Raw genomic sequence first — 12825 nt, forward strand, 5'->3', positions numbered from 1 at the left:
ATGGGTAATGAATTGAACCAGGAGCGTCAAGGCGGCTCGCCTTTGGTGGTCGGCCTCGACGCGGGCGGCACGCGGACCCGGGCGGTCCTGGCGGCCGCCGTGGACGGACGTCCGCTGGGCGAGGGTTCCGCCGGGCCGGGCAACGCCCTGACCGTTCCGGTGCCGCAGCTCACCGAGCATCTCGCCGAGGCCGTCGGACAGGCCGTGCCCGAGTCCCTCCGCGCCCGGGTCGTGGCCGTGGCCGGCGGTTTCGCGGGAGCGACGGACGCCGCCGCCGACGAACCGGGGCGGCGCAACGCCCTGGCCGCCCTCACCGCCGCCTTGCGCCGACTGGGCATCGACGCCGGTCCGCCCGTCATGGGCAGCGACATCGAGGCGGCCTTCGCCTCCGCCCCGGGCGCCCCGGCCGACGGCCTCGCCCTGGTGGCCGGTACGGGCGCGGTCGCCATGCGCATCACCGGCCGCCGTGGCATCGCCACCGTGGACGGCGACGGCTGGCTCCTCGGCGACGACGGCAGCGGCTTCTGGATCGGCCGCGCGGCGGTGAGGGCCGCGCTGCGGATGGCCGACGGGAGGGGAGCGCCGACCGTGCTGGCGGAGACGGTGGGGCGAGAACTCGGGGTGCCGGGCGAGGCGCTGCCCGGCGGAGCGGCCGGGGGTGTCGCCGGCGGTGTGGTGCGGAGACTGTCTCCCGATGTGGTCCAGGGCGTCGCGGAGAGGGCGTCGCGTGACGCGGCGGTGCCGCCGCCCGCGAGCGGGCCGACCGCAGTGGCCGGGGCCGGTTCCCCGGCCGGCCGGCGCCCCCTCCCGCCCCACGACGACACCCCCTGGTCCCGCCCCCACCGCGAGGCCTACCGCAGACACGTGCTCCCCGCTGTCATGGCCGAGCCGCCCATCCGCCTCGCGCGACTCGCGCCGCTGGTCGTCGAGGCGGCCGAGGACACCGTCGCCCTGGCCATCCTGGACGAGGCGGCCGACCAACTAGCCGACGCTATAAGGGCGTTGGACCCACAGTCAGGAGAGCGGGTCGTGGCCACCGGAGGCCTGCTCGGGCCCGACGGGCCGCTCACCTCGCGCCTGGAAGCCCGCCTCCACACCCTCGGCCTGACCCTCGACTGGGTCCCCGACGGCCGCCTGGGCGCCGTGGCCCTGGCCCGGCTCGCCCACCAGGGCCGCACATGACCGCCACCCGGCAGGACACGCCCCTCTACCGCGACACCACCGCCCCGGTCGACGACCGCGTCCACGACCTGCTCTCGCGCATGACCCTGCGCGAGAAGGCCGGACAGCTCAACCAGCGGATGTACGGCTGGGACGCCTACCGCCGCACCCCCGACGGCGGCTTCGAACTCACCGACGCCCTCCGGGCCGAGACCGAGCGCTTCGCCGGACTCGGGGCCCTGTACGGGCTGCTGCGCGCCGACGCCTGGTCGGGCGTCGACCACACCACCGGGTCCGGCGCCGAGGACGGTGCCGAACTGGCCCGCCTCGTCCAGCGGCATGTTGTCGAACACAGCAGGCTCGGCATCCCGGCCCTGTTCGTCGAGGAGGTGCCGCACGGCCACATGGCCCTCGACGGGACGGTCCTGCCCGTCAACCTGACCGTCGGTGCCGGCTGGGACCCCGGGCTGTACGAGCGGGCCGCCGCCCACGCCGCCGCCGAACTGCGTGCCCGGGGCGGCCATGTCGCCCTCGTCTCGGCCCTGGACATCGCCCGGGACCCGCGCTGGGGCCGGACCGAGGAGTGCTTCGGCGAGGATCCGTATCTGGCCGCCCGGCTCACCGAGGCGCTCGTACGCGGCATGCAGGGGGAGCAGGGGCCGGACGGGGCCTTCGCCCCGGACAAGGCTCCCGTCGTCCTCAAGCACTTCGCCGGGCAGGGCGCCACCGTCGGCGGCCGCAACTCCGCCGAGTCCGAACTCGGACCGAGGGAACTGCACGAGATCCACCTCCCCGCCGCCCACGCCGGTGTCCGGGCCGGAGCCGCCGCCGTCATGGCCGCCTACAACGAGGTCGACGGGATGCCCTGCTGCGGCAACCGCGCCCTGCTCACCGGACTGCTGCGCCACCGCTGGGGTTTCGACGGACTCGTCATGGCGGACGGACTGGCCGTGGACCGGCTGGCCCGCGTCACCGGCGACAAGGTCTCCGCCGGTGCCCTCGCCCTCGACGCCGGGGTCGACCTCAGCCTGTGGGACGAGGGCTTCACCCATCTGGCGGAGGCGGTCGAACGAGGGCTGGTGAGCGAGGAGGCCCTGGACCGGGCGGTCGCCCGGGTGCTGCGGCTCAAGTTCCGCCTGGGGCTCTTCGAACAGGCCTACGGCGCGGGCCCGTTCCCGGACCCCGCCGTCGGACGCGAGCTGAGCACCGCACTCGCCCGTGCCGCCGTCACCCTCCTCCACAACGACCAGGGTGTCCTGCCCCTGTCGACCGGCTCCCGTATCGCCCTCCTGGGGCCGCACGCCGGCACCGTCGCCCACCAGTCGGGCGACTACACCGCTCCGCAACGCCCCGGTACGGGCACCAGCGTTCTCGACGCGCTCCGGCGAACCGGCGTCGACGTGCGCCACGCCAAGGGCTGTGCCCTCACCGGGGACGACCTTTCCGGCATCCCCGGGGCGATCGCCGAGGCCGCCGCGTCCGATGTGGCCGTGCTCGTGCTGGGCGGCAGCAGCGCCCGTACGCCCGGCACGGAGTTCGACGCCAACGGCGCCGCGCGCACCGTCGTGTCCGAGATGACCTGCGGAGAGGGCGTCGACCTGGCCGGGCTCCGGCTCGGCGCGGCCCAGCACGCCCTGCTCGACGCCGTGACGGCGACCGGTACGCCCACCGTCGTCGTCCTGATCCAGGGCCGCCCGCACGCCGTCCCCGAGGCCGCCGAACGGGCCGCCGCGCTGCTCACCGCCTGGTACCCGGGCCCCTGGGGCGGCGAGGCGATCGCGGACGTCCTGCTCGGACGGGCCGAGCCCGTCGGCCGGCTGCCCGTCTCCGTACCGCGCTCGGCGGGTCAACTGCCCGTCTACTACAACCACAAGGACACCGAGTACGGCGGCTACGCCGACGACAGCGCCGAGCCGCTCTTCGGTTTCGGGCACGGGCTGTCGTACACGAGCTTCGCCTACGGGCCACCCCGGCTCGCGGGGCGGGCGGTGGAGGTCGAGATCACCAACACGGGGGAGCGGCACGGGCGTTCTGTCGCCCAGATGTATCTGCGCCGACTCATCGCGCCCGTCTGGCCGCGTACGCTCGAGCTCCGTGGTTTCCAGGCCGTCGATCTGGCGCCCGGGGAGCGCCGTACCGTCGTGTTTCCCCTCGGGGCCGAGCAGCTCGCCCAGGTGGGGCCGGAGATGGAGACGGCGGTCCTGCCCGGCACGGTCGAGATCCGCGTCGCGGAGTCGGCGCGCCGGGCCCTGACCGCCGTACCGGTCGAGCTCCGGGTGGATCAGAGCTTCACGGCACCGGACGAGACGCCCTTGTAGAACCACCGCTGGGTGATGACGAACAGCACCAGGACCGGGATCACGGAGATCACCGAACCGGCCATCACCATCCGCTGGTCGTAGCCGAACGACGAGCTCTGCAGCCGGGCGAGACCCAGCGTCAGCGTGAAGTGCTCCTCCGAGCGCAGCACGATCAGCGGCCACAGGAAGTCGTCCCAGGCGCTGATGAAGGTGTTGATGGTGACGACGAGGATCGCGCCGTAGGCGGAGGGCAGATACAGATACCGGAAGCGTTTCCACTCGCCCGCCCCGTCCAGCATCGCCGCGTCCTCGATCTCGCGCGGCACGGCGAGGAACGCGGCCCGCATGATGAGGACGTTGATCGCGGCGACGAAGCCGGGCAGCCAGACACCGGCCAGATGGTCGACCAGGCCCATGTCCCGGATGCTGAGGAACAGCGACACCATGATCGACTCGAAGGGGAACATCATGGACGCCATCAGCACCACCCAGACCAGCTTGCGGCCCTTCCAGCCCGGCTTGGAGAGCATGTAGCCGGCCAGGGTGGAGAAGACGAGCTGGCTCGTGACGGACAGCGCGACGATCACCAGGCTGTTCCCGATGTACGTCCACACCGGGACCTGGTCGAAGATCTCCCGGTAGGCCCGCAGGGTCGGGTGGTGGGGGATCAGCGAGGCACCGGCGCCGAAGACGTCCTCGCCCGCGCCCTTGAGGGACGACAGCAACTGCCACAGCAGCGGGCCGACCGTGATGAAGAGGACGAACACCAGCAGCAGATAGCGGACGACCAGTTCGCGCGGCCGGCCGTAGTCCCGCCAGCGGGGCATCGGGCGTCGGCGTTTGTCGACGGCGGTCGTCATGCCTCGTCCTCCTTCGTCAGACGCTGGGCGAGCAGCGTGAGGCCCAGGGTCAGGGCGAACAGGGCGACGCTGACGGCGGCGCCGTAGCCGGCGTTGCCGGTGAGCGGGTCGAGGCCGACGTCGCGGATGTAGAAGGGCAGCGTGCGGTCGGCGCCGCCGGGGCCGCCGGTGGAACCGCCCAGCATGTAGATCTCGGTGAAGACCCGAAGGGAGCCGATGCCGGTCAGGGTGCCGACCAGCATCATCGAGGTGCGGACGCCGGGCACGGTGACGTGCCAGAAACGGCGTACCGCGCCCGCGCCGTCCACGGCCGCCGCCTCGTGCAGTTCCTTGGGCACGTTCCCGAGGGCCGCCAGGTAGAAGATCATGTACCAGCCGAGGCCCTTCCACAGCGTCAGGCCCATCGCCGACAGCAGGATCAGCCACGAGTCCGACAGGAACGGGATGGCGTCCCGGATGAGGTGGGCCTTCTGCAGCCAGGTGTTGACCAGCCCCTGGTCGCTCAGCAGCCACTGCCAGCTCAGGCCCACGACCACGCTGGAGGCGAGCACCGGCGTGTAGAAGGCGGAGCGGAAGAAGCCGATGCCCGGCAGGTTCTTCTCCACGAGGATCGCGAGCAGCAGCGGCAGCAGCACCATCAGCGGGACGACGAACAGCGCGTACAGCAGGCTGTTGCGGGTGGCCAGCCAGAAGTCCGGATCGCCCAGCATCCGGCGGTAGTTGTCCAGCCCGACGAGGTTGTACGCCCCGCCGAGCGGCTTGGCGTCGGTGAAGGAGACGAGGACCGTGTTGAGGAACGGGAAGACCCCGAACACGGTCGCGCCGATGATCGCCGGGGTCATCCACAGCCAGGGCAGCCACCAGCGGCGGTGGAGCGCCGCGCCCCCCGCGTCGGCGCTCGGGCCGGGCGTCACGAAGCGGAGGGCGCGGCGCAGGCGCCCCGGCGGCCGGGCAGGGGAGGCGCCGTCGGGGCGTCGGGCGCCCGACCCCGGGGGAGCGGAGACGGGCGCCTGGTGGACGGTCGGTTGCGTCATCCTCAGCTGCCCTGCTCGATCAGCTGGTTCGCCTTGGACTGTGCCTCCTTCAGAGCGTCCTCGGCGCTCTTCTTGCCCTGCATGGCCAGCTGGATCTGGGCCGTGATGGCGTTCAGCTCACCGGGCGTCAGGGCGATCTCGTCGGCCGTGGCGGTCTTGCGGTCACTGGCGACGATCTTGCGGGCCTCGGCGAAGGGGTCGTCGCCCTTGACCGACTGGAAGAACGGGTCGTTCAGGGAGGCCGTGGTGGAGGGGAAGATGACGACGTTCGGGTCCTTGGCCCAGCCGAGCTGGTTCTCGGCGTTCGTCAGGAACCGCGCGAAGGCCAGCGCGGTCGAGGCGTTCTTGCTGGTGGTCGCGACTCCGACGTACTGCGGGGCGCCGACGGTGTGGCCGAGGGCGTCGAGCATGAAGGGGGCGACGCCGGTCTTCTTGTAGACGCTCGGGTTGTTCTGCTGGATGAACCGCAGGAAGTTGGGGTTGGTGGGGCCGTAGACGAGCTTGCCCTGGCCGTAGACGTTGGCCGGGTCCTGCGTGGAGGACAGGGAGTCCCGGGGCATGCCGCCGGCCTTGTAGAGCTTGGTCATGGCCTCGACCCACTGTGCGGTCTTCGGGTCGTCGGCGAAGGTGAACTTCTTGCCGTCGGCCGAGAGGACCTCGATGCCCATCTGCTGCCAGTCGGCCGGGATGCGCAGCTGCGGGTTGGCGAGGAACGCGTAGTACTTGCCGCCGGAGGCCTTGGCCACCTTCTCCGCGTCGTCGAACAGGCCGAGCACGGTCGTCGGAGGTTTGGCCGGGTCCAGGCCCGCCTTCTTCATCAGGTCGGTGTTGAAGGTCTGCACGATGCCGCCCGAGTACCAGGGCAGCACGCTGTGCACCTTCTTGCCGTCCGCTCCGGCGTACATGCTGGACTTCCACAGCGCGGGGGCGAACGGCTTGCCCGCGTCCGGCGCCTTGTCGTCCAGGTTCAGCAGGTAGCCGTTCTTCGTCAGTGCCACCGCCGTGTTGACGTTGATGTTCACCACGTCCGGCAGTGTGCAGCCCTGTGCGTCGGCGACCAGGCGCTGGGTGAAGGTGGCGTCGCCCGGGTCGTCGATCCAGTTGACGTCGGTGCCGGGGTGGGCCTTCTCGAAGGCGTCGATGACGCCGTTGAAGTACTTCCCGAAGTCCTTCTTCAGGTTGGTGGTCTGGAACGTGATCTTTCCCTTGACCTCGCCGGAGAGCTTGCCGGAACCTACGTTGCCCTTGTCGACCTTGCAGCCGCCGGCGGTGGCGTCACCGCCGTCCGAACCACCGCCGGACAGGCCGCAGCCGGCGGCCGTCAGGGTCAGGACGACCAGACAGGTCAGGGATCCGGTGAGTCTTCTTGCGCGCATTGCTGCCCTCCTGGGACCAGTCGTCGCTGGATCGAGTCGCTGGATCAAATCACCAAGTCGGACTTCGATTGATGAAAATGTGGACCAGAATTCATCGGAGGTCAATGGTTTTGCTCAGTGGTGGTGTTCGTGATCCTGGTGCGTGGGATCGCCGGGGTGTTCGTAGCCCTCGGCGTACTCGACGTCCGCGCGGGCCTCGTCGAGCCAGGTGAAGAAGGCGCGGTGGGCTGCGGCTTGGCGTAGTTCGCGTTCGATGCGGTGGCTTACGCGGCTGTAGGGATGGATGTCCGTGGGCGCTGGTTCGTCGTAGGGGTCGACGCCGCGTCTCAGGGCCTCGGGGGTGAGGAAGCGGTCTCGGTTGCGGGTGTAGTAGTCCTGCACGGCCGTTTCCGGGATGTCCTGCTCGCGTTCCAGGTCGGCCAGGAGGGCTCGGGCGGTGGGGGAGTGAGCCAGGGCTGCGGCGACGATGCTGCCGAGGTCGGCGATGTCCGTTTCGGAAATGGTCAGCATCGCGGCCGGGGAGATGTCCGCTGGGGGTGCGAGGCCGCGTTCTGCACAGGCGTGGCGTGCGAGTTCGTGGATGAGGACGACCTGCGTTGCCCAGCGCCGTTGTTGGCGGTGTCGTCTTGCGGGTGCGGCGCCGTCGTGGCTTGTCGCGCAGTTCCCCGCGCCCCTGGGGACACTGGTGCTCAGGAACGCTTCCACGCGCTGCTTCGGGACCGATACGTCGTGGACGGTCGCTGCGTAGTCCTCCCTCATGGCGTCACCACCAGTTCCACCGCCTTCGTGTACGCCACGCAGCCGTGCCAGGCCGTCTTCGCAAGCAGCCAGTACGAACCCGGTGGGATCGCCGTGCCGTCCACCTCGATCACGGACTCGGCCTGTTCTCCGCCGGGCACCGTGAAGCCCTGGCAGCCCGGGGTGACCCCCGGCCACGTGCCCCAGGAGGAGACGGCCCAGATCGTGCCGTTGACGGGGCCCTGGGTGGGGTTCCGCAGGGTCACGGGGACCCTGGCCCGTTCTCCTCGGCGGACGGTCACCCGCTCGACTCCCAGACGCGCCACCAGAGTCGGGCCCGTGTGGCCGTCCGGGACGTCCAGGGCCGCCACGTCCTCGTACGTCTGGCCGCCGTACGACAGCCGGGCGGCGAGCCAGTGGCGGCCGGGGGCGGGGTCCGGGGGTGGGGTCACCGTGATGTCCGTGAGGGTGAAGCCGCCGGGGGCGAGGGTGTAGGGGAGTTCGGCGGGCTCGGTGGTCCAGCCGGGTGGGGTCTCGAAGGTCACCGTGCCCGACACCGGGGCGTCGGTGAGTTCCGAGGAGACCCGGACGGTCGCGGTGACCGGGCCGTCGGCGGTGAGGGTGGTGGGGGAGAGGTAGACCGCGACGGGCATGTTGCCGCGTGGGGCGGGGCCGGAGTTGTGCAGCCAGTAGCGGGTGGCGATCGGCTGGGCGGGCTCGTGGGCGTCGATGCCCGGCCCGGAGGCGAGGTCCGGCGCGTGGGCCGGGGTGGCCAGGATCGTGGCGACCTCGAAGCCGGTCAGGTCGGCCTCGAGAACGCCGTCCGCGTCCAGGGTGAGGGGCTCCCCGGGTGTCTCCAGGACGTCGGCGCGGGCGCCCGCCGACCAGGGGACCGGTCCGGTCAGCCGGGCCCGCACCGGGCGTCCGTCGACCTCGTGCACACGGACGACGACGCCCTGCCCCGGGGCCACGGACGCCGCGCTGCCCCGGGCCAGCGGGGAGCCGGCCGGTTTGAGCGCGTCGAGCAGTACCTCGCCGTCGGACTCCAGGCCCAGCAAGGTGCCCTCCCTCGGGAGGGCGCCCGAGGAGCGACGGAGCCGTGCCGTCAACGGCCGGTTGTAGGCGTGCCCGGCCTGGGGCAGGCGCAGTTCGCGCCAGTCGCCCGGGCCCGCGACGACGGCGTACTCGAAGGTGTGCGACCAGCGCTGGAGCTGGAAGCCCGAGCCGTCGGGGGCGGTCCGGCGGGGTGGGTCCACCCAGATCCCGGACGGCCAGCCGGTGCAGGAGCGCATCAGGGACATGTACAGGTCGCCGGAGGAGGTCACCACGCAGCCGGGCGTGCCACGGTTGAGGACGGCGAAGCCGCGCCCGTCCCAGGCGTCACCGGGCGACAGGGCCTCCCCGCCACCGGCGGCGGTGGCCGTCACCGTGAAGTCGTCCAGGTCGGCGACGAGCGCGTCGACCGCCTTGGCGTCGTCCTCCGTGCGGGCGCCCGCCACCACGAGCAGCGGCAGGCGCTCCAGGTCGCGCAGGTCGGCCCCGGGGATCCACTCCTCGCGCAGCGAGGCGCGCGGCGCGACCCAGACGGCGGCCACGCCCCGGTCGGCGAGCTGGCGCCTCAGTTCCCGCCCGGCCGCCGTGCCCCAGCCGAGCGCCTCGGCGACCACGGTGTTGCGGTCGGGGCCGCCGACGGCGATCCGGATGTCGGGGAGGTTGGAGTCGACCTCCAGGTCGCCGTAGCGGGGCCCGCCCGCGATGGTCGAGGTCGCCGTGACCCCGGCCCGGACCAGGGCCGCCGCGAGCGGGGCCCCGAGGTCTCCGGCCACGTCCCAGTCGGCGTAGACGAGTTCGGCGACGCCGATCGAGCGGTGCCCGAGGAGGGTGCCGGACTCGTCGTGCACCGCGACCCGTGCGGTGGAGCCGAGGCCGAACCAGGTGTTCGCCGGGTTGTCGAGCGTCCACGGGAACCGCTCGCTGTCCACCTCCACGAACCCGAACCCGCGCCCGATCACCGCGTCCGCCACCTCGTGCACCGGCAGCCCGCCCCGTACGTCCGACGGCCAGCGCACCCGGATCAGCCGGTCGGCGCCGTCGTAGCCGTCGAGGGTCGTGCTGACGTCGAGCCGGTCGACGCCCTGCCAGAGCGTCAGGCGCTGGGTGTAGCGGAAGAGGCCGAGGTCGGCGGTGACGGTGAGCCGGGAACCGGCGGGTGAGTGCTCGGCGCGCACCTCGGCGGTCACGTCCCGGCTGCGGGCGGCGGTCGTGCCGGTCGGGGTGAGGTGCCAGGGGCCCTCACCGAAGCGCGGGTGCCTCGGGTACTCCTCCTGGACGACGATCTCGTTGCCTATGTCCCCGGGCCGCAGCAGTTCCCGGCCACCCTCGGCCCGTGCGCGCAGACCGCTGACGCCACCGCCGCGTGCCGGGTCGACGGTCACCTCGTAGAACTCGTTGCGGATGGTGAGGCCTTCGGCGGGTTCCCAGCCGGGAGCCGTCCCCTCGGCGAGCGGGAGCGCCCTGAGGCCCATGCCGGGTACCTCCGGGACGACGACATGGAGACGGCCGTCCTCGCGGACCGCGGGGAGGCCCCGGGGGACGAGGCCCGGGTCGTCGACCGTCAGCACGTCCCGCCGCGCCCAGGTCGCGGAGTTGAACACGACCAGGTCGGGGCCGTCGCCGGGGGCGACCCGGTCGGCCAGGGCCTGGGTGGCGTCGGCGTGCACGCTCCCCGCCAGGTCGTGCAGTTCCCGCCAGCCGGTCATCAGGTCGATGTACACCTGGTCCGACTCCGAGCCGGTGATGGCGTCGTGGTGGGCGCCGTAGACGAGCTGCCGCCAGGCCTTGTCCAGGGCCGCGTCCGGATAAGGGTGCCCGGTGACGAGCGAGGCGAGCGTCGCCCAGGCCTCGGCGTCGGCGAGGAGAGACTCGCCGTGGCGCTGGGCCTGCTTGGTGTCGATGTAGGAGACGTCCTTGCCCGTGTAGACCGGGTTCATGTCGCGGGTCTGCGGGGAGGCCTTGCGGCCCTCCGCCTCCAGTTCCGCGCGGACGGCGGCGAAGAAGCCCCGGGGGATCGCGCTGATGAAGCGCGGCCACACGTACCGGGCGTTCCAGTCGCGGTGGATGTCCATGACCCAGCGGCACGGCGGCGCGTAGTCCCCGCCCACCGGGAGCAGCACGTTGCGGGTGAGCGCGACCTGCTTGAGCCGCTGGAAGAGCTGGTACGCGGCGGCGTTCGCCGCCGGCAGGGTGGGCGCGTTGTCGATCGCCCAGCCGGCGCCGTAGTGGTTGACCATGTAGGCGGTCAGCAGGCCGCGCCCCGACGGGGCGATCCAGTCGAACTCGGCCGGGAACTGCATCCGGCCCGGGTCCCTCGGCTCCTCGCCGAACACCGACAGCGTCGGCCCCCACTGGTGGAACGGCCCGCGCGCCCACGAACTGGAGCTGACCCCCGCGTCCGCCATCAGCCCGGGGAACTGCGGGTCGTGCCCGAAGGCGTCCAGCTGCCAGGCCGTCTCGGGCGAGGCCCCGATGATCCCGCGCTGGAAGCCGTCGCCGTACAGGGCGTTGCGCACGGTCGGCTCGGCGCCGGTGAGGTTGGTGTTGGGCTCGTTGTAGGTGCCGCCCATGATCTCGACGCGGCCGGTGCGGATCAGCTGCCGCAGGAAGGCCCGCTCCTCAGGGAAGGAGTCCCAGTAGGGCTTGAGATAGTCGACCTCGGCGAGCACGAAGGTGTACGCCGGATCGCGACGGGCGAGGTCGCAGTGTGCCCTGACCAGGCTCATGCCGGACTGGCCGCGCGAGTCGAAGGTGCGGGCGGGCAGTCCGCTCGTCGCCGGGTCGTCGGCGACGTCCCAGGTCTCGGTGTAGGCGCCCTGGGTGTTCCACCAGACGGGGTCGTAGTGGAAGTGGCTGACCATGAACATGGTCCAGCCGGGTTCGGCCGCCGTGAACGCGCCGGTGCGGGTGGTGACTTCGGTCCCGTCCGTGGCGGTGACGGTGATCTCGCGGCGGTCACCGGGGACCAGGTCCTCGCCGGTCACGGGTATCTCGGCGCGTACGGTGCCGTCCTCGCCGACGGTGGTCTCCGTGCCGCCGCTGAGGCCCAGGCCCTCGACGCTGAGCCGGACGGTACGGCCCGGGGCGTGGCTCAGCTCGACGGCCACCACTTGGCGCGGTTGTTCGGTGGTCCCGGTGAAGAGCTCGGTGGACTCGACAGAGGTGACGCGCATGGGGCTCCTACGAGTGCTCTGGGGGGAGCCCCATCCTGCATGGCAGGAATGATTCAAACAACCATCTTCACGTCAACTTGGTGGTTCATCCATGCACCCTTGGTCATGCTCGCCGGCGCCGCGCACACCCGCTGGCCATGCTCACCTGGCCCGCCGGGACTTCACCGCGTGCTGCCCGGCGATGTGGTCGGTCAGCGCCAGCGAGGCGCTCGCGCGCTGGTAGGAGAGCTGGGCGACCCGGACGTACAGGCAGTCGATGAGCACCAGCGCGCTGTGCCGGGCGCCGATGCTGCCGGTGCGGAAACTGGTCTCCGATGAGGAGGAGACGAGCCGGACGTCGGCGGCCCGGGCGAGCGGCGAGCGGGTGTCGGCCGTGATGGCGATGGTGGTGGCACCGCGCTCCTTGGCCAGTTCGAACGGCTCGATGGTCTCGCGCGTCGCCCCGGAGTGGGAGATGCCGATCGCCACGTCGGCGGGCGTGAGCAGGGCGGCGGAGGTGGTCGCGGCGTGCACCTCGGTCCAGCCGCGCACCGCGCAGCCGATCCGGAACAGCCGGGTCTCGGTCTCCTGGGCCACGGCCCCGCTGCCGCCGACGCCGTAGACGTCGATGCGCCGGGCCCGGGCGGTGGCCTGCGCCGCGCGCTCGACCGCGTCGAGGTCGATCCGCTCGATGGTCTGCTGCACCGCCCGCAGATCCGCGCTGCCGACGACCTGTACGACCCGCTCCAGGCTGTCGTCCGGCGAGATGTCCGGGCCGATCTCGGCGGTCCCCCAGTCGGAGACCTCGCCCCGGCCGCGCTCCTGGGCCAGTTCGATCAGCAGGTGCTGGTAGGAGTCCAGTCCGATGGCGCGGCAGAAGCGGGTCACCGTGGCCTGGGAGGTGCCGGTGCGGCGGCCCAGTTCGGCGGCCGAGCAGTGGGTGACGGCGGCCGGATCCTCCAGGATCAGCTCGCCGACCTTCCGTAGAGAGCCCGCCAGCCGGGGCAGCTCGGTACGGATCAGTGTGGTGACGTCCGTGGGAGGCATGGGGAGAAGGTATCAGCCACCCTTCCCTGCATGACTTGAATACCAGGACCCGATATGGTTTATGGATTCATCGATGGAGAAGTATAGGGTGGTTCAATCCATCA

General features: G+C 71.9%; 8 protein-coding genes. 2 read left to right on the forward strand and 6 right to left on the reverse strand.

The features are described 5' to 3' along the window. The gene (locus tag ACWIF2_RS09535) at positions 1–1182 is read left to right on the forward strand and encodes an N-acetylglucosamine kinase (protein ID WP_454359558.1); all 1182 of its coding nucleotides are present in this window, start codon (positions 1–3) and stop codon (positions 1180–1182) included. Then, positions 1179–3479: a glycoside hydrolase family 3 N-terminal domain-containing protein gene (locus tag ACWIF2_RS09540; protein ID WP_454359559.1), complete on the forward strand. Its 2301-nt coding sequence runs from the start codon at positions 1179–1181 to the stop codon at positions 3477–3479. Before ACWIF2_RS09535 ends, ACWIF2_RS09540 begins: the two co-directional genes overlap by 4 nt. Here the strand turns inward: ACWIF2_RS09540 and ACWIF2_RS09545 are convergent. The 6 genes from ACWIF2_RS09545 to ACWIF2_RS09570 form a co-directional block, all read right to left on the reverse strand. Beyond that, positions 3443–4321 carry a carbohydrate ABC transporter permease gene (locus tag ACWIF2_RS09545; protein ID WP_454359560.1) on the reverse strand — a complete coding sequence of 293 codons (879 nt, stop codon included), beginning with the start codon at positions 4319–4321 and terminating at the stop codon, positions 3443–3445. The two genes, ACWIF2_RS09540 and ACWIF2_RS09545, sit on opposite strands and share 37 nt — an antisense overlap. Beyond that, positions 4318–5355 (reverse strand): carbohydrate ABC transporter permease, encoded by a 1038-nt coding sequence (locus ACWIF2_RS09550; protein WP_454359561.1) that lies wholly within the window; start codon positions 5353–5355, stop codon positions 4318–4320. Before ACWIF2_RS09550 ends, ACWIF2_RS09545 begins: the two co-directional genes overlap by 4 nt. A gap of 2 nt (positions 5356–5357) precedes the next feature. Continuing rightward, complete coding sequence (locus tag ACWIF2_RS09555) at positions 5358–6731, reverse strand: extracellular solute-binding protein (RefSeq protein ID WP_454359562.1); 1374 nt, start codon at positions 6729–6731, stop codon at positions 5358–5360. 114 nt (positions 6732–6845) lie between these two features. Beyond that, positions 6846–7241 (reverse strand): hypothetical protein, encoded by a 396-nt coding sequence (locus ACWIF2_RS09560; protein ID WP_454359563.1) that lies wholly within the window; start codon positions 7239–7241, stop codon positions 6846–6848. A gap of 245 nt (positions 7242–7486) precedes the next feature. Continuing rightward, the gene (locus tag ACWIF2_RS09565; RefSeq protein ID WP_454359564.1) at positions 7487–11695 is read right to left on the reverse strand and encodes a glycoside hydrolase family 38 N-terminal domain-containing protein; all 4209 of its coding nucleotides are present in this window, start codon (positions 11693–11695) and stop codon (positions 7487–7489) included. A gap of 141 nt (positions 11696–11836) precedes the next feature. After that, entirely contained in the window at positions 11837–12721 is an 885-nt protein-coding gene (locus ACWIF2_RS09570) for a MurR/RpiR family transcriptional regulator (protein ID WP_399021490.1), read from the reverse strand. Positions 12722–12825 lie beyond the last annotated feature (104 nt).

The sequence above is a fragment of the Streptomyces sp. NPDC055506 genome, assembly GCF_053643595.1.